The organism is Coprobacter fastidiosus (assembly GCF_982245605.1).
The window spans coordinates 144409-164060 of the sequence record NZ_CEVCIF010000001.1 but is presented as its reverse complement, the minus strand read 5'-3'; the positions used below and the strand labels follow the sequence as shown (position 1 = coordinate 164060).

The 19652-nt window shown below is 36.2% G+C and carries 15 protein-coding genes and 1 tRNA gene; 3 read left to right on the top strand and 13 right to left on the bottom strand.

Annotation, left to right across the window (positions count from 1 at the left end):
- The first annotated feature begins 198 nt into the window (after nt 1–198).
- Nucleotides 199–2313, top strand: coding sequence for a glycoside hydrolase family 97 protein (locus AC0UMU_RS00615; protein WP_022389738.1), 2115 nt, complete (start codon nt 199–201; stop codon nt 2311–2313).
- Between the two features lie 67 nt (nt 2314–2380).
- Here the strand turns inward: AC0UMU_RS00615 and AC0UMU_RS00610 are convergent, their stop codons facing one another.
- From AC0UMU_RS00610 to AC0UMU_RS00590, 5 genes are read right to left on the bottom strand one after another with little or no spacing between them, the layout of a single operon-like run.
- On the bottom strand, nt 2381–3136 hold the full coding sequence (locus AC0UMU_RS00610) for a DUF6048 family protein (protein WP_009317916.1): 756 nt from the start codon (nt 3134–3136) through the stop codon (nt 2381–2383).
- Nucleotides 3117–3620 (bottom strand): DUF6452 family protein, encoded by a 504-nt coding sequence (locus tag AC0UMU_RS00605; protein WP_009317917.1) that lies wholly within the window; start codon nt 3618–3620, stop codon nt 3117–3119. The genes AC0UMU_RS00610 and AC0UMU_RS00605 overlap by 20 nt, the downstream gene beginning before the upstream one ends.
- Nucleotides 3605–4159, bottom strand: coding sequence for a nitroreductase family protein (locus tag AC0UMU_RS00600; RefSeq protein ID WP_009317918.1), 555 nt, complete (start codon nt 4157–4159; stop codon nt 3605–3607). The genes AC0UMU_RS00605 and AC0UMU_RS00600 overlap by 16 nt, the downstream gene beginning before the upstream one ends.
- 24 nt (nt 4160–4183) lie before the next feature.
- On the bottom strand, nt 4184–5134 hold the full coding sequence (locus tag AC0UMU_RS00595; protein ID WP_022389739.1) for a glycosyltransferase: 951 nt from the start codon (nt 5132–5134) through the stop codon (nt 4184–4186).
- An 8-nt stretch (nt 5135–5142) separates the two neighbouring features.
- Complete coding sequence (locus AC0UMU_RS00590; protein WP_009317920.1) at nt 5143–5685, bottom strand: DUF4199 domain-containing protein; 543 nt, start codon at nt 5683–5685, stop codon at nt 5143–5145.
- Nucleotides 5686–6022: 337 nt separating this feature from the next.
- Here AC0UMU_RS00590 and AC0UMU_RS00585 point away from each other — a divergent pair.
- Nucleotides 6023–6096, top strand: a tRNA-Thr gene (locus tag AC0UMU_RS00585).
- A gap of 374 nt (nt 6097–6470) precedes the next feature.
- Entirely contained in the window at nt 6471–7718 is a 1248-nt protein-coding gene (locus tag AC0UMU_RS00580) for a T9SS type A sorting domain-containing protein (protein ID WP_288639890.1), read from the top strand.
- A gap of 230 nt (nt 7719–7948) precedes the next feature.
- On the opposite strand, the gene AC0UMU_RS00575 is transcribed toward AC0UMU_RS00580, so the two are convergent.
- The 8 genes from AC0UMU_RS00575 to AC0UMU_RS00540 form a co-directional block, all read right to left on the bottom strand.
- A complete protein-coding gene (locus AC0UMU_RS00575; protein ID WP_278715612.1) occupies nt 7949–10477 on the bottom strand; it encodes a Kelch repeat-containing protein in 2529 nt (842 codons plus the stop codon).
- Between the two features lie 365 nt (nt 10478–10842).
- Nucleotides 10843–13944 carry a T9SS type A sorting domain-containing protein gene (locus tag AC0UMU_RS00570; RefSeq protein WP_009317923.1) on the bottom strand — a complete coding sequence of 1034 codons (3102 nt, stop codon included), beginning with the start codon at nt 13942–13944 and terminating at the stop codon, nt 10843–10845.
- A gap of 198 nt (nt 13945–14142) precedes the next feature.
- Nucleotides 14143–14769, bottom strand: a complete 627-nt coding sequence (locus tag AC0UMU_RS00565) for a 4'-phosphopantetheinyl transferase family protein (protein ID WP_009317924.1) — start codon at nt 14767–14769, stop codon at nt 14143–14145.
- Nucleotide 14770: 1 nt separating this feature from the next.
- On the bottom strand, nt 14771–15385 hold the full coding sequence (gene gldD, locus AC0UMU_RS00560; RefSeq protein ID WP_009317925.1) for a gliding motility lipoprotein GldD: 615 nt from the start codon (nt 15383–15385) through the stop codon (nt 14771–14773).
- Entirely contained in the window at nt 15369–16688 is a 1320-nt protein-coding gene (gene gldE / locus AC0UMU_RS00555) for a gliding motility-associated protein GldE (RefSeq protein ID WP_009317926.1), read from the bottom strand. Before gldE ends, gldD begins: the two co-directional genes overlap by 17 nt.
- Before the next feature lie 144 nt (nt 16689–16832).
- Nucleotides 16833–17291: a single-stranded DNA-binding protein gene (locus AC0UMU_RS00550; RefSeq protein ID WP_009317927.1), complete on the bottom strand. Its 459-nt coding sequence runs from the start codon at nt 17289–17291 to the stop codon at nt 16833–16835.
- Between the two features lie 79 nt (nt 17292–17370).
- Entirely contained in the window at nt 17371–18144 is a 774-nt protein-coding gene (gene proC / locus AC0UMU_RS00545) for a pyrroline-5-carboxylate reductase (protein ID WP_009317928.1), read from the bottom strand.
- 32 nt (nt 18145–18176) lie between these two features.
- Nucleotides 18177–19559: an NAD(P)/FAD-dependent oxidoreductase gene (locus AC0UMU_RS00540; RefSeq protein ID WP_022601817.1), complete on the bottom strand. Its 1383-nt coding sequence runs from the start codon at nt 19557–19559 to the stop codon at nt 18177–18179.
- Nucleotides 19560–19652: the final 93 nt, after the last annotated feature.

Sequence of the window (19652 nt, the reverse complement as noted above, 5' to 3'; positions counted from 1 at the left end):
AACTGCCTGCAAATAACTCAATTATACACAAAAACTTTTTTGAATAAAAAGCTACATAAAACTGAGATCATTTCATATTAAGCTTGTATTTTCCGAAAATACCTCTTTCATAAAAAAGAAAAATTGACAATAACAAATCTAAGGTCTCCGTTGTTCTATAAATACATTTCTTTTAAATAACGGCAAATAAAACATATTATGTACAGAAACTTATTTTTATTTCTTTGTTTTATTATGGTACTCACAGGACACGCTCAAAGTATTGAATCGCCTAATCGCCAATTAAATCTGACATTTCACGTCGATAACGGCATTCCGTATTATTCCTTACTGTATAAAGGGAAAATAATTATTGAAAAAAGCAGACTTGGTTTTGAAATGAAAAATATTCCATCTATGGTAGATAATTTCAGTATATTAAAAAGTTCGACATCTGCTTTTGATGAAACATGGGAACCCGTATGGGGAGAGGTAAAAAAAATACGAAATCAATATAATGAACTGGAAATTACTTTGGAACAAGGTAGTCCGAAAAGAACTGTTATTATACGATTCAGATTATACGATGATGGACTTGGGTTCAGGTATGAATTTCCAAATCAAAAAAATCTTTCTTATTTTACAATTGCCGAAGAAATTACTCAATTTAATTTAGGAAAAGATTATACTGCATTTTGGATAAGAGGAGACTACGATACAAACGAATATAATTATACGACATCATTATTATCAGAAGTCTCACACCAAATAGATGCCGCTACCGAAGAAATCTCGGCACAAACACCAACTAAAGAGATATCTGTACAAACTCCTCTGATGCTTAAAGGTAACGGGGTCTATATAAATATCCATGAAGCTGCTTTAAAAGATTATCCTGCTATGTTATTGGAACTGGATAGTACCGGAGTGATATTATCAACACATTTGACTCCAGACCCGTTAGGAGGAAAAGGCAGAATGCAAACAGCAACTCAAACTCCTTGGAGAACAATATTAATAAGCGATAATGCTGCAGATATTCTGGCGTCAAAGACCATTCTCAATTTAAATGAGCCCAACAAAATCGAAGATACCTCATGGATAAAGCCAATGAAATATATAGGTGTTTGGTGGGAAATGTTCATTCCAAATGGAGGTTCCTGGGCTTATGCAGACACGTCTAATATAAAGCTTGATGAAATCGACTATTCTCGGATAGAACCGAACGGACGCCACGCAGCGAACACTGAGAACGTGAAACGCTATATAGATTTTGCAGCTAAACACGGCTTTGACGGAGTATTGGTGGAAGGTTGGAATATCGGATGGGAAGATTGGTTTGGAACAATGAAAGAGAATGTTTTCGATTTTGTTACACCTTATCCGGATTTCGATTTAAATGAGCTCAAAAAATATGCGGCACAAAAAGGAGTGAAATTGATTATGCACCACGAGACATCAGCTTCGATTCCAAACTACGAACGCCGAATGAATGAAGCTTATCAATTTATGAAAGATAACGGCTATGATGCCGTAAAATCGGGATATGTGGGAACAATTATTCCTTTGGGAGAGCATCATTATGGACAAACTATGGTAAATCATTACTTGAGAGCTATCGAAAAAGGTGCTGACTATAAAATCATGATTAATGCTCACGAACCTGTACGCCCGACAGGAATGCATCGTACTTACCCCAATTATTTGGCTGCAGAATCGGCTCGAGGAACAGAATATGAGGCATTGGGAAATATCAAACCAGATCATCAGACCATATTACCATTTACCAGGCTTATCGGAGGTCCGATGGATTATACCCCGGGAATTTTCCAAACAGACTTTAGCTATTATGATCCAAATGTTAAAAATAGGGTTAACACAACATTATCAAAACAATTGGCCTTATATGTAACGATGTACAGTCCTTTACAAATGGCTGCGGATTTACCGGAAAATTATGAAAGATTTGCTGATGCTTTTCAATTTATCAAGGATGTTCCTGTTGACTGGGACGATACTCGAATATTGGAAGCCGAACCCGGAGATTATATCACTATCGCCAGAAAAAAGAAAGGGGAAGACGAATGGTTCATCGGTGGCATTACAGATGAAAATAAAAGAGTCTCAAATATCCGCTTAAATTTTCTTGATCCGGGCAAGAACTATATCGCAACTATATATGCTGATGGAGAAGATGCCGATTATGAAACCCGTCCACAATCCTATACCATCAAAAACTATCGAGTAAATTCTAAATCAGAATTAGCTATTCCTATTGCACGTAGCGGCGGATATGCCATTCATATAAAAGAAAACAGTTCTCAAACGAATTAACAAGAGTATAATTCCCATAACAAAAGGCTGTTTTGTAATTCAACAAAACAGCCTTTTGTTATAAATCTTATTTTTTAACCGACGCATCTGTTTTATTATCGGCCACCTTTCTTCTCAAAGGAAATTTATAGTAAATCGAATACGTTATCCCCAAAACAGAACCTTTATTCCCATAACCGGGGATAAACCACGGAGTAGAAAAGTCATTACTTTTTGCCTTTATCAGCCATTTATAACGGACAGTCCACCCCATCATCAAATCCTTATACAAACGAACACGAATACCGCCTAACGCCTCGATCCATTGTGCTTTAGATTTTTGTCCGGTAATACTCTCACTATAAGAAGTTCCCCAATAGGGAGATTCTAATGTTATATTTGTTATATCATACTTGAAAGCAGAAAAACCATACCGCAATCCTACGAAAAAAGTTCCAGGACCGTCATTATTATAATGAAAATTATAATTTATACCGATACGGTTATAAAGCGCAGGCTTACCGACATAAGTAAAATTCATTTCTTCAGGTCTGTTATCGGCACGCCCTATCCCAATCTCCCAAGTAGGTAAAAAGCGATTATACATATTCAACTCCAAACTCGCTTCATAATTTCCATACTTCTGCCCGAACAAATTCGCTACAGGATTATACAAATCAACGCCCAAAATAAGTCCGTTCAATAATGGGAATTTATATTTAGATTCCTTCTTTTCCTCTTTTTTCTGAGGAACTGAATTTGTCGACTGTCGTTGCTGAGCGAATGTTGCAGAAACGATCAACAAAAAAATGACCGATAGCAAGTTATTCCGCTTCTTCAACATGATAGAAAAGTTTTACATTCTCAATATTCAGGTTATCGATCTCCTTAGTCAATAATGTCGCTGAGACAAGTTGATGAGTCGTATATCTAAAATCATCGATCACATAATTAAACATTGCACCACATTCGGCCGATTCAAATTTCACATACGAATGATATACAAATGTCAACGTATCGAATTTGTATCTGGGATTCAGGTTTTCCTGGTCATAGCGCAAAACATATTTTGTCGTATCTACACCATCTCTCAATGGCGCCATGAATTGATTTACCGAGGCTGTATCCAAAAGCAAAGAATCATTTATCTGACCTATTCCCCATACCGTCAGCGAGTCTATCGCAACTCGTTGAGTCGTATCGGCATCGGAATAAAAAGCTATCAACGGGATACTGCTACGATTTTCCATACAGCCATCGTCTCCACATGATACAAATCCTATTCCCAGCAAAAAAACTACTAAAATAATATCTAATATTTTCCCCATTTTACAATTTCATTAAACGCTTTTCGTTTTTTCGGTGTAGAGGCGAATACATCGGGATTTTCGGGATAACCGATCGGTATTAAAACCAGAGGTTCGATATCCTCAGGAAGGTTCAAGATTTCAGCACATAACTTCGTATCGAAATTGCACACCCAGCATGTGCCTAACTCCTGTTCCGTTGCTGCTAAACAAAGATGCTCGACTGCAATCGCAACATCCACATCACAAAAATCTTTCATATCGCTTTTCCGCTTCCATGATTGTCGGTGATCTCCACATGCAACAATATAAACCGGAGCTTGAGTAAACCAGTCTCGGTCATAACACTGTTGTAATTTTTTCCGGTCTTTCTCATCCTGAATTACAATAAAAAGCCAAGGCTGAAAATTTACTGCCGAAGGAGCTAATCGAACGGCTTCTAATATATATTCAAGCTTTTCCGATTCTACAGCACGAGATGTATATGCCCGGACAGAACATCGCAGACGCGCTAAAGTCAGCAAATCGAAACCTTCATTATCACCATCGGTCTTTTTCATAATTTTATATCTTTAATCCGGAAATTATTTTATCTCTTTTTCAATATTATATCGATTACGTTCTACTGAGTTCCGAGAAATCAATTCTCCTAAAAAACCTGCTAAAAAAAGCAAAGTTCCCAAAATCATTGCCGTAAGCGAAAGATAAAAATACGGAGAATCTGTTACTAATCGATACGGCATATTATGATACATCGAATATAATTTATATACACCAACCGCTATTACCGAGAAAAATCCCAACACAAACATCAGACTTCCCAAAAATCCGAAAAAATGCATCGGCTTCACCGCAAACTTATTAAAAAACCAAAGGGTCAGCAAATCTAAATACCCATTTACAAAACGACTCAGACCAAATTTCGTCACACCATACTTGCGCGCCTGATGGTGAACTACTTTTTCCCCAATCTTCGAAAAGCCTGCACTTTTTGCCAAATAGGGTATATACCGATGCATATCACCATATACCTCGATACTTTTAACCACTTCGTTTCGATATGCTTTTAATCCACAATTAAAATCGTGCAAATATATTCCGGTAACTTTTCTTGCCGTTGCATTGAACAACTTCGTAGGAATAGTTTTCGATAAAGGATCATAACGTTTTTTCTTCCAGCCCGATACAAGATCATAGCCATCTTCCATAACCATACGATACAATTCCGGAATCTCATCAGGACTATCTTGCAAATCGGCATCCATAGTAATTACAACATCTCCTTCAGCTCTACCAAAACCGACATGTAAAGCCGGAGATTTTCCATAATTACGACGGAATTTAACGCCCTTGATGTGCTCGTCTTTTGCACTCAACTCCTCAATCACCTTCCACGAATTATCGGTACTTCCATCATTTATGAATAATATCTCGTACGAAAATTTATTCGCATTCATCACCCGGGTAATCCATTCCGTCAGTTCAGGAAGAGATTCAGCTTCATTATATAATGGTATAACTAATGAAATATCCATACTCTAATTTATAAGGTTTTTATTTTCTTTTTTCGGGAAACTATCAAAGCTATAATTATAGATAACAGAGACCCGAAAAACACATTCGCCCAAATCGTCTGAAATACCATCTCAATCGGAGAAGGAGCTCCGCCTTTTGCTAAGCCGTCCCTCATCACTTGTAACATTTCCGAATCCTGAGCTTGTGTCATCTTCTCAATCAGGTCGAGTACTGCAGCCATTTGCATCTCTATGTAAGTCGGATTTATATATCTATAATAAACATATTCGGCAACTCCGCTCAACAACGATGCAAAGAAAAACAAAAATATTCCGAACATCCACAATTGTGAGAAACGCACATTTCCTCCGTCTTGTTTTTTATAATGCCGCATAATATAATAAAGTATAAACGGAATCGCTATCAATAAAACTTCCGATACAAAATTCGCGACAAAGTTATTCAAACTAAATGTAGTCAATGCAAATTTCACAATCAAATATATTCCGAAATAAACTCCATATTCCATTGCGTAACGCGCGATCGACTTTTTAGGTGCTTCTCGTAACATTCGTAACCTTATTTTGCTATAAAACTTATTTTATCAACAACGGCAAAGTTATTATTTTTTATGTCATGAACTTCGATATGAGACAATAAAATGTGCAAATTAGGATTAATCAGAGAAAGATAAACAAAAAAAATATACTGAACTAACTATTTAGTTTTTAAACGAATGAATTCTTTCTATATATTTTTTTCAGACACAGCTATTGCGGAACAGAAAAAAATATCTACTTTTGCAGCCGGGTAAGTCCTACACGGTCAGCTCCCGGTCAATCCCCCAGGGCTTGACCGCAGCAAGGGTAGCCGGTCGTAGCGACGCGATGTAGGTCGCTTACCCACTTGCCGATATAGCTCAGTTGGCCAGAGCACGTGATTTGTAATCTCGGGGTCGTGGGTTCGAATCCCTCTATCGGCTCAAAAGACAGCTTTAAAGTTGTCTTTTTTTATTTTACCCCCCCTAATGAGCTTATCTAATTTTTTCGATAAAGAAATTTTAAAACCTGACCGGGACAAAATTCAAACGGCTTCTTGAACCACAAGCTCTTCGATCTTGCTCCATGTCTATTCAAAGGTATGTATCTATTAACTAACGTACAAATGTGCGACAAGCTCTATAACCTCTCTATAATTTCCCTTACAAATCAATCAATAAAAACCTTTCTAAAACAGGACAAAAGAAAGATTTCCTTTTCTATTCCAATTTATCCACATAAAGCATCAAAAATTCCTATTCCAAAGCATTCGATACAAATACATTTGCATATCGATCATTAACTAAAATTTATATATATGAAAAAGACATTTACTACTTTTCTTGTATTCGCAGCTCTTTCATTAGGAATTAAAGCGCAAACTACGACATGGTCTTTTGAAAATCTCTCTGATGGAACAATTACGGAAAATACACCCATAAACGGATTAGAGATTAATGCCAGTAAAGTGTGGACAGTAGAACCCAATACCAAAACTTTCGGTACTGACCAATATACTAAAAGATTAAAATCCGGTGGAGGAGATCGCTCCCTCACCTTTCCTGTAACCGGACCGGGGACAATCGAAATAGCAGCTCTATCGAGCAGTACCAGTGAACCGGAAAGATCATTCACCATAGAAGGATATACTCTGTTCACAAAAGCTGAAGGAGATGAAAGTACAGATTACATAACTATGAATTATACCGGTCCTGCAACGACTCTTACTCTCACAACCAATGCCGGAATAAACTTTTATGCTATTAGATATACTCCTAACGGAGAAAAACCTGTAATAAGCAATAAATTATGGGATTTATCAACATTTTACAGTGCGACAGGAGAGTTTACAGAAACATGTATAAAAGACGGACTGGTTATATATGTAGGTCCTACACCAGAAGGGTCTTCAAAAACATTAACCATGACTTGGGCCTCCAGTAATAAAAGTTTCAATATCGATGGAACAAAAACCAAATTAGCAGGACAATTAAAAGCCGGAGGCGATTCAAAAATCGATCCTGATACAAATATCCCGGCAAACCGCGTCATAAAATTTAAACCTACTTCGGATGGATCGATCTCCGTAGGTGCAATTACCGGAAGTACAGGACAAGACAGAAATGTTATTATCAGCAAATATAATGCAGGCACAATATCTGTATTAACTACCGGAAACACGAATATTGTAGAAGGAGCTAACGGATTTGAGCCATTCTCAACAGATTACACATATAATGCCGGTGATGAAATTTGGATATATGCAGATAATAATATCCAATATTGGTTTGTACGATTTACCGGAAGTGTAGATCCCGACTTTAATGGTGAATTATCAGGAATTTCGACCAATACGATAGAATTTTATCCTGAAATTGTTATCAGCAACAAAGAAATCCGAGTTACAGAACCAGTCGATATGGAAATATACGCTATATCCGGATATAAAGTTGCCGAGCAAAAAAACACGACTGTTATAACTACTCAAAATATGGAACGTGGTGCATATATCGTAAAATGTACATCGTCAAAAGGGAAAGTCGTTACAAAGAAATTTATAAAATAACGTTACAATTTGCTCAATTGCATTCGGGGGTATCCAAAAAATCGGATAGCCCCTTTCTCTTATAGTATCAAAATCTTTTTAATGCAAAATCCAAATCGATAAAAATAACATTCCTGAATTAAGAATGTGCTGTTTTAACTCATATATAAATAAGTTAAAGCAGCACTACTTTTATGACTACTATTTTAATACGTCTAATTCATAACATAAAAGGTCATTTCACGTCTTTTTTATGCATGTTTCACTTTATCCTGATGTTCTGCAAATTCCAAAATTTGAGCTAAACTATATTTATATTTTTCACCCAATAAAGAGAAATATTCTTTACAGAAATTATCATACGTATTTTTTGCCAGACCTTTTTTCCCAGAATTATACAGAATATAACATTTCATAGTTAAAGCATCCTCATTTAACGAGTCATATAGAAAAATTACATCCGTAAGCTGTAACTTGGTTACATCGTTAGAATCATTTTCTTGCAAAAGTCTATTCAAGAAATCAATAGCAAGGCTCGTATAGTCACTCTTAAATTTATCTACCCAATCTATCTGCGTATGAGGGAGCAAAGGCCCTAACATTAAATAATCAAGCACTTCGGGCAATAGCCGTTCTTTTAATTCCGGATGCTCCTTGATCTTTCTCATCTGATCCAATACCCGATAATAATCACAAGACACGTCTTCTCCTAAAGTCAACTTCCAAAATCGATTATCATTATATAGTTGAATATTCCCTATCTCAGAAAGAAGGGTTTTAAGCCGAGTAATGGAAACATTACGATTATTACGCGCCGACTTCTCCTCTTTGTCCGGCCACAAGATCGCTTCTATATTTTTACTGTTTATACCTTTTCCGTCATTTTCGCTATATAATAATATAAGAAGCAGGAGGTTCTTCAATATAGGAGTAAAATGTACGGTAATGTCCCGTCCCTCCTTGTCTATGATATTAAATCCTCCAAGCAAATTGATGCATTGTCGAGAATTATTTTTCGTCTTATTGGCATGAGGCTGTTCAAATGCATCTGTTTCATGAGACATATCCTGAAAACGAATTTTTCTCTTTTTTTTCCGATAGATATAAATTGCAATCAAAAACAACAAAACAATCCCTAATCCAATACAACTTCCCCAACATATCAATTGAGCAGATTTGTCCGGAACTTCCTGCACAATATCGGATTGAGCTATCGGAGGATAATTTATCTCGAATATAGAAATATCAGAACTTCCTGTCTTAAAATTTTTACAGAACAACGCATATAGTTTCGAATCTTGTTCCGAATAAAACAATGTATAAAATGTATAATCCGATTCTATTGCCGACTGGTTTATAGGGCTCGATGCCTCTTGCAAGTCAGCATGATTTAAAGAAATCTTAAATAAAGTTCCCTTTTGCCAATTGGTCAAGACATAAAAACAAGAATCTGCAGAATTATAAATCATATTTCCACAAGGTAAGAATTGCCGTTTTTCTTTGAATTGCCGAATAAGCTTCGTCTCTTTTGTTTTCAGATTTACAGAATATAAATCATAATATATATGCGGATTCAGTTCTTGCTTGCCGGTTTTACATCCGCGTCCACCGAAAATATAAAGATGGTCATCAACGATTACCGATGCAGAAGAATATCTCGGAGGAATCACAATAAGTTTATCATTTTCCCATTCCGCTTTTTCAGGGCTTATTTTGAACAAATCATTTTTATATAAATAAAAACCATATCCCCCAAAAGCAAATATAGAATGTCCTTTTTCATAAAAAGATGTGGTATGATGCCAAAAACTATGTTCCTTGACCGAAGGCGTTTCTTTACTCCAACAGTCATTCTCGAACGAAAATTCCGACACGGTACGTTCATCCAAATTATAAGAAACAAGCTTGTTCCTTACCGTATCAAAAATCAGTTGATTTGTACTTCTCGATGCCGGATACCCCCCTTTTACAAGGATGATACTATCTTTCCCAGACCTTGGATTATAACATATAACCGTTTTATGGTCAGGAACTATGTATATAAGATTTTTTTGAGGATCAAAGGCATATTGGGGATTTGTAAGTTCTGGAAATTCTTTGGAATATAAAAAATCCCATCGTGTATGATTGTCAATAATCCATTCCGGATTTACGGCAATAGCCGGAATATCTTGGATTTCATCATAACAACAATCTATCGTATGCCGTTTAAGTTGCCAATATCGAATCAATTTATTATTGGAATGAATTTTTATATCCCGGACATTCATCGGAGGAATTTCAGCTGATGAAAAATTAGAATGCCTGCATACTCCGAAATAAAGGCTCACTTCTCTCCAATCTTTAAAAGAAAAAGGTATTGCCAGATGTATTTTGTCATAATCCAACAGCACCGAATCTTTTTTCGCAGAGAATCGAATATTCACAAAGAACCATTTATTCAATTCTATTCTATTGGTTATAGGGTATACATTATCATTTATAGAGAGTATAGGATATTGGTTATTTTTCTCATCAGCAATAAAATTGAGCGATATGACATCTTGCGTATCACTTATTATTTTAAATACAGTACCGAAAATGAATTCATTTCTCAAACTCATATCGAATGAAAGAATAAATTCTTTATTCAGGCTAAAAGGTTTGTTATTATTAAGAACCAATGCCGTACGCTCCGCTCCCATATATCTATGGGATTTAAAATACAATCCATAATTAGGTTCATGTGCATTAAGAAAAAACGGCAAGAATATAAAAAATAACAATATTATTTTTCTCATGGTTAAAACATATTTAATACAAATTCTTTTTATCCTGTTCATGAACGTTTATGAGAATAAAATAAAATCAATGTGATGACCATATTTTTTACACTTCAGCAAATCACTTTAAATAAACGTTCGTTTATTTGGACTTAGTTTTCCGGAAAATTTTAAATTTTTATTCTTACCTTTAAAGTGCTGAAGATAAAAATATTTTTAGCAAGATTGTTTTTTGGGTTAAAAAATTCTATATTTGTCCAAATAAATGAACGTTTTTCCGGAAAATTTCTTAAAAAACGCTATTTCCTATTTTAATATCAATCATATATTTTCTCACAGTATATCATTAATTTACAAGGTTCTACATAGATTATTCCCGAACCTTATCGAATCTGTACTTTTTGAGTTATACTTCCGTTTTTGGTCAAAATTTTGACGATATAAATCTTTTTATCCAAAGATGCAACGGGAATACTCGTCTTATTTTCATCCAAAATAACCGATTTTAAATTTTGTCCGTACATATTGAAAATCATTGCCGTACCCTTTTCATTATTCGGTAACTGCACAATCAAATTATTTCCATTTTGGTATATCAGCGGCATATTTTCCGTCACTTTATTTACTGCAGACAGACTTGGAACTTTATATATATTTTCTCCCTGAGGTATCTTATAATAAAAAGCTACACTGAAATTGTACAACGGATAAGGTTGATCATAAATAATTTTGAAATTTTCATCTCTCGGTTCATAATTTGGTCTTAAAGTCGTTTCATTCTCATCTCTCGGATACACATATTCTCCATTGACCTTTTTATCTAAATCAATATAGTTGAAAAAAGCCTCGTAATCATCACTATCCCGAAGATTTCCATGTCCATTAGTTTTTTGTGTAGCATAAGACACTTCTACATTCCCGGTCAGCGGAGAAGCGCTCGTCAATACTACACAATCATCTTTTATTTGTATATTTGTAATAGTCTGTTCCACACCATTATTAGAAAGAACAAATCCTAAATTTTTTTGAGACTCAACCAATTTTGAATCAAAAACAAGAGGTAATTTAGGAACTATAAACCGGATAGATATCTCATTAGCGTTTTCCGGATTACGGGTAATCTCAATCGGTTGCAACGGTTTAAAATCCTCTTTCAAAATACAAGTTTTATAATATACTTTCCCCAACATTTCTCCATACCAACGATAACCGTTACTATCGAGATGCCCCCCTCGATCGGTCATCGGATATACCGGTCCGGCACATACAATATCTTCATTTTCATTAGAAGCATTTAATTGAGCCATACCGACCTCTAACGTAGTGCCCCGAGTATATTGAGCCCCTGTCTGATATGTAATAAACAATGGAGCATCGTCTTGTCCATAATATTTCTTTACGGCATCCTGCATGTTGTTCTTTAACTGCAATAAATATTTATAATATAACTTTCCGTCAGTAGTACTGTATGATCCGACAGTCATACCTTTATTTTCGTACGATGTATAATTATATTCGCCCTGCATGAAAAATATTACCGGACAAGAAATACTCTTATTATTTTCAAAGGCAAGTTTAGAACCCTGCAACAAAGTATTGCTGAATTGGCTGTAACAGGTAGAAAATTCATTTTCTTTAGAAAGCTCTTCGATACTCGTCCCGCTTGTCCCGGCAGAGGTTGCCAAAATATTTGTTCCCGGTTGAAGTTTCTTTTGAATATGGTTTACTGCACCTAACAACGGACATTCTGCAATTGTCCCAGCATTCCGGTTTCGGATATTACTATTATTCGCAAAAGCAGCTGATACATTTCCTATCAAAGGTTTTATCTCGTCAAAGTTTTTATTACCATAGTTGATCCATACCTGATCTCCGATCATAAAATTTCCCGAAACATTCTCCGTCGATATGACCGGCCAAGACTGATGTCCGGTCGATAGACTCTGTCCATACATGATTATATGCTGATAACTTCCGTCTATTTTTCCCGGATCTAACGTCGCAGCCATTTCCACAGCACCGACGGCACAAGTTCCATTTTCGAATGAACGGATATTCCCTATTTGATCGGTATTTATTCCAAGATCTTGCAAAAACGAAGCTTTTCCTGCAGTCAACGCATCACAATTCGGAAACAAAGGAATAGAGTTTTGACGATTTACATATTCTTCGGTTGAAGATACAAGTCCGGATAAGCGAGACAATTCATATCCCGAAACATTTCCATTTCCTGTTTCCAATTTAAGAGGAGCGCCAGTTTGAACCCCGAAGCCCAAATAAGTATTAGAGATAAAAAGATCTTCCCCTTCTACAGGAGTATAACGAAAACCCATATCTGAAGATTGGCCTTGCGGATCGGTCATATTCGATTCAACGATCGAGTTATATATCCGTTTTGCCAAAAGCTGGGTTGAAGTATTATCATTCTCTTTCCAAAAACATAATCCGCAACCAAAACCTCTGTTGCCAGAAGCCGTATTTTCGGTTATGGTACAGTTAACAATACTTACACTACTGCCTTTCTGAGCCGAAGGAATATATAAAGCAGCTCCCCCCTGAGTCTTCACATAATTTTTCCAGATCGTACAATTTATTATCTGCATATCCATAATATTATCAGAAAGTGCATTTTTTATAGCAATAGCACCTCCGGCATCTGTTGCATTATTTTCTGCAAGAAGAGAATTTTCGATACGTATCGAGCTTCTGACTATTTCGTTCGTGTTGATATTATTTTCTATATTGATACCTCCGCCTCTTTGTGCCACCGAACAATTGCGAACAGTAGAGTTTTTCAATACAAAAGATTCTATTCCGAGTATCTGAAGTCCCCCACCGTTAGAATTCGCAACCGACTGAAGATTACAATTTGTGATCATACATCGATCCATTACTAATTTTCCACGCATTTCAGAGAAAACAGCTCCTCCCTGCTGCACCTGATTATCCGTAAATATACAATCATAAAATTCTACTTGATTCGGAGTATAGAGGTATACTGTTCCCTTACAAGATACAGCAATATTGTTTTTGAAAATACAGTTTGTAAATACAGATCTTGAATTTTGGATAAAGACTGCAGACCCTTTTGTCTGATTTTGCGCACCATTTATAAAAGATAAATTTTTATACTGTGTCTCTTTATCATTAGAGTCAATATTAAAAATCCGTGTAACACCGTTACCCGTAAAACCTGAAGTCGAAGGAGAATCTCCAATAATCGAAAACCCCATTTGCGGTATAGCAACTCCCTCTATCCCGGAAACTTCTTTAGACACGTCTATTATCCCAGATACCCTTATATTATCGCCGTCCTCTATTAATGAAAGGGCTTTTGTCAACGTAGCTACCGCCCCGCTTTCAGATAACCCATTATTGGTATCCACTCCATTAACAGACAAATATATGTCTTTTGCTATAAGAGATTGAACCGACAACAGGCATAAGGCAATAACCAAATATTTACCAATAAAAAGATTTTTCATGATAATTTATTTTTTATGTGTGTTGTACAAAATAAATATACGGATAATAAAAAAGTGTATTATTTTCTATTACATAGAATATTAAATTTATAATAAATCAAGTTTTTAAAGAGTAAAAGCTTTCTATTGTATTAAAATAGATATAATACAAACAATTAAAAAACTGTTCATTCTTTACAAAAGAATTTTAAACAGTTTCTAAAAACAAATTGTCAGAACATACTGTGGGTATACTTTATAAAAAATCGTATAAAAGTTGTGCTTTTGCGTATGCGATTCGCCAATTACAAATAAACCGCTAACTTCAGGAATAAACTTTTTTATATGGATGCTCTTTTTGAAATCTACTCCTGTCGCATCCATTAATTTAAAGATAGACTCTTTGGCAGACCACAGTAATAATGTGTGGATGAGTTCTTTGTTCGAGTCGATCGACTGTATTTCAGAAACACTTAAAAATTTTTCCTTTAGAGCGAGAACCTTTGTTGCAATTCTTTCGACATCGATTCCTATCGGCCGGGAAGATATTGCAACGGCAATACAACATTGAGTATGAGAAACAGAAATATATTCAGATGAAGAAACAAGATAAGGCTTTCCATTATCATTATATTTTATTTCCGCCTCTCCTTTTTGCAGCAAATTTATCAGAATTCGGGTCGTAAGCTTTTCTATCTTCCGTTTTTCTGTTTTACAAGACGCCATTATCGACTCATACAAATGTGTATTTCCTAATATCGATAACAGTTCTTCCGGAGTTTCCTCAGGTTTCCAAAGAGCAATCCTAACACCCGGAATCATTTCTTGTATAGAGATTAACGGCATATTATTTTTGAGGTTGTACGGTTTCTATCAAGTGCATAATATCTTGTGTCACATATTCTATCACCGGAGCAACAGAATCTCTCTTAACAGGAGTATCGAAGTATAATGCCCCTCGAAAAAGATAGGAAATACTGTCGGTAACCGTAAACTGCAATGGTGTCGCCGTATTTCCTGTTAACGAATATAAAGTAGCATATAAATGCCGTTCAGCATTTTCATACAATTGAGCCTGAATTTTTTCCGCCTTGATTCCGTGACGATATACAAGCTCTTTACTTTCAGCAAAAATACAGGTTTTATTTTTTTTATCTATGGGAATATAAGTGCAATAAACCGTAGTTTTATAACGAGGATATATAATATTTATCCATGCAGATGCAACAGAATTGTCTATGATACCTTGTGCGCTCTGCGATATTTCAAAAGAAAGGGGAAAACCGGTTTTATCAATTAATTTATACGCTTTCGGATGAGGATCGATTCGCAAATATCCGTCAGGTTTAGGAGAATAATCCTGACGACAGCCCGCTACTGTAAGCAGTATCAACAACATAAAAAGGAATATTCCGAACCCATAATAATACAAAGTCCGAGCTTGTTTATTCTTTTTCTTCACGGTCGATTCTGACTTTAATCTTAATTATACGACGTTTATCTACTTCTAAAATAGTAAACAGATATTTCCCATAACAAATTTTCTCTTTCTCAGCAGGAAAATCTTCCTTTATTTCTAAAATCAAACCGGCAAGAGTTTCCGCATCTTCCGAAATTTCATTGAAGTCGTTTTCATCGATGCCGGTAATTTTATAAAAATCATTTAGCAACGTCTTTCCTTCAAAAATATAAGTATTATCATCGATCTTCACATACTGCTGTTCTTCTTCATCATACTCATCACTGATTTCTCCGACAATCTCCTCCAGAATATCTTCCATCGTAACGATTCCGGATGTTCCTCCAAACTCATCTACGACGATAGCCATGTGAATTTTCTGTTTCCGGAATTCTTCCAACAAATCATCTATCATCTTTGTTTCCGGAACAAAATATGCAGGCCTTAACAAACTCGACCAATCAAAATCTTTCTCTTTTATATAGGGTAGTAAATCTTTAATATAAATAATCCCTTTAATATTATCCTGTGAACCTTCATACACCGGTAATCGGGAGTATCCGGTTTCAACGATTATCTTTATTAACGAAGAAAGGCTGATACGTATATCTATATCTGTCATGTCAACGCGAGAAGTCATTATCTCTTCCACAGTCTTTCCCCCGAACTTGATAATTCCCTCAAGCATTTCTTTCTCTTCATTCTCATCGACCTGAGTCATCTCCAATGCTTGAGAAAGTTCGTTCATAGACAAATTAGTATTTTTCCGCGAAATATGTTTATTAATAATATGAGTAGATTTAATCAAAGCCCAAGACAACCAACGAAACATTTTCTCAAGATGGGTCAACACTCCTGCTGCTCTGCGTGCCATAGTCAGAGAGTTATGTTTTGCATAGATCTTCGGCATAATCTCTCCGAAAAGCAACAATAGAAATGTTAAAATTACAACTTGAAACAAAAAAGAGATAACCGGACTTCTGAATATGATCGTTTCCGAAATGAAAAAATTGCAAAGCATTACTACCGCAACATTGACAAGATTATTAGCGATCAAGATTGTCGCCAACAGATATTCAGAACGGGCTAACAGATTTTTTATTAAAACATCCTGAGTCTTCTTTTCTTCTTCGATTTCGGCTTGGTCTTGCGGAGATAAGGAGAAAAACGCAATCTCCGAAGCAGATACAAAACCGGAAAAAACTAAACACAAAAACGCCATAAAGAGCGCAAAAATACCACCTGATGTAATAGGTAAAACCTCTATTGAGGTAAGAAATGTCGATAAATAACTGTCCGGGTCCAAGTAAATAAATATTAGTTAAACATATCGAAGATACTCCTCTCGGAATCTCTCCGCCATACAAGAAATAGTGCCTTCCTGTCAAACCGGGAAGGAACTATTTATGTGTGAGTATGTTGTACTCTTGGCAAAAGTACAATTAAAAAATTAAAACGGCAAATCATCTATATCATTATTCCCAGAATCCACATTACTCCCTTGTACCGGAGAAGTTAATGACGGTTGCACAGGATTATCGATTTGAGAAACCGGAGACGCCCCGATTTGTTCGTTTTTACGTCCCAACAGTTCCATATTATCCGCATAAATCTCTGTCGTATAACGAGTGATATTGCTTTGATCTACCCAAGAACGAGTGCGAATCTTTCCTTCAATATAAAGTTGAGTTCCTTTACGGACATATTTTTCTGCTATTTCCGCCAATCCACGCCACAAAACGATATTGTGCCATTCTGTTTTTTCAGGAATCTGAACTCCTGCACGAGTAGTATATGCCCGATCGGTTGTCGCCAGTGGAAAATTTGCGACACATACATTATTATCGAGATATCTTATATCGGGATCTTTACCCACGTTTCCAATAAGAATAACTTTATTTACTGACATATATATTTAATTAGATTATTTTCCAAATATACAAAACCCTCATAAGAATACGGCTTCTTCAAACGACATTTTTTCGGATTTATCGACTTGCTTTCATTGCTTTAATAATTGCAGAAGTGAATCCGGCATGATCCAACTCATTCAACCCTTTGATCGTTATTCCTCCGGGAGTAGTAACCTTGTCTATTTCAATAGCAGGATGAGTATCATTATTCAATACCAGTTCGGCAGCTCCCTTTACAGACTGTGCAATCATTTTCATTGCCGCTTTCGGATACACTCCCATCTCTACTCCGGCTTCCGTTGCTGCATATATATATTTCAGGACATAAGCGATTCCACAAGAAGTCAAAGCCGTTGTTGCCGCAATCTGCGACTCAGGAATAAGCATTGCCAATCCCATTTCGTTAAAAATATCAACAATTTGCCGTTCTTGTTCTTCCGACGCATTGAAAGATGAAATCAATGTCATACTTGCCATTTCTGATATAGCCGTATTGGGAACTAATCTGAAGATCGTCATTTTAGAAGAAGTTATTTGAGCCAATTGCTCAAGGCTTACACCTGCGGCAATAGAAATCAAAAGTTGTCTCTCCGGATCTATTCTTAACTGTCCCAATACTTCGGACACCAACCAAGGTTTCACAGCCAGAATAATCACATCCGCCCAATTTACGGCCTCTTGATTTTGAGTTACAATCGATATTTCAGGAGCATGACTCTGCAATTGTTCTAACTTTTTTATATCCGGATCAGCCACTATTATGTCACTGTTCTTGATAATTGTTCCTTGAGCTAATCCTTTAGCAATAGCCCCTCCCATATTTCCGGCCCCGATAATTGCGACTTTCATAATTGAATAATTTTAGAATTTATTAAAAATTACTATTCAGATCGTTCTACTTTTTGCTGCTCTTTCTGCTGTTGTTCTTGCATCAAATCATCTCCGAGATGAGTCGTAGCTTCTATAATTTCCCGATCACGTATTTCTTTGGCCTTACGGGCATATACTATCATACGCATAGACTGATCATAAGTAAGATAATTCCATATCCAATTCAACAACACGATTACCTTATTCCGAACACCTAAAATAGATCGTAAATGAACAACCAACCACATTATCCAAGCAAACCAACCTTGCATTTTCACCTTATTGAATTCGGCCACAGCCCGATTACGTCCCACGGTCGCCATAGAACCCAAATTTCGGTAATGGAAAGGTTTCATTTTCATTCCCTTTTCATACCGGACCAGATTTTTTGCCAATAATTCTCCTTGCTGTATTGCGACTTGTGCCAACTGAGGATGTCCATTAGGGTATTTCTTATCGGTCAACTGAATACACTGATCGCCAATCGCAAACACATTATTCAGCCCTATTACTTGATTATATTCATTCACTTTGATTCGGCCTCCTCTCCCTATTAAAGAAGAGTCCATATTTCTAATTGGCACGCCAGTTATTCCACTCACCCAAATAAACGTACGTGTTGCTATTGCACTACCGTCTTCAAGAACCACTTTATGATTACGATAATCTACTACTTTTTTATTTAACAGAATATTCACGCCCATTTCCCGAAGAAACTGTTCTGCATGAGCAGAAGATTTTTCGGACATTCCTGCAAGCAGACGAGGTCCTGCCTCAATCAAGTAAACATGCATCAGATTACTGGACATATCGGGATAATCATTCGGTAATACAAATTTTTTCATTTCCGAAAGAACCCCGGCGACCTCCACCCCAGTAGCGCCTCCACCTACAACCACAACATTCAAAAGTTCCTGCTGCTCTTGTTTAGTCGCACAAGTAAGAGCCCGTTCAAAGTTCGCTAAAAGAGCATTTCTAAGGCCCATTGCCTCAGACACATTTTTCATCGGTATCGCCTCTTCTTCAATATGTCGGTTGCCATAGAAATTAGTCGTCGTACCGGCTGCTAAAATAAGATAGTCATATTCAATTTTTCCGATAGAAGTCTGAATTATATTTCTCTCGGGAAAGATCGCCCGGACCTCAGCCATACGGAAATAGAAATTTTTACGATGTTGAAATATCTTACGAAACGGAAAAGATATAGAAGTCGGTTCCATCCCGGCCGAAGCGACCTGATATATTAACGGCGGAAATTGGTGGTAATTATTTTTATCGATCAATACGACCTGAAAATTCGATTTTTTCAACTTATTCGCCAATTTCAAGCCTCCGAATCCACCTCCCACAATAACGACACGCTTTTTATTATCTCTTACGATATTAAAACTCATATTCTCTCAATATTTATGATTATTTCCAGATACATACCATTGAAACCTCAGATGCTATCAGTAGCCAAACAAAGGTACACAATTTTGCTTGAA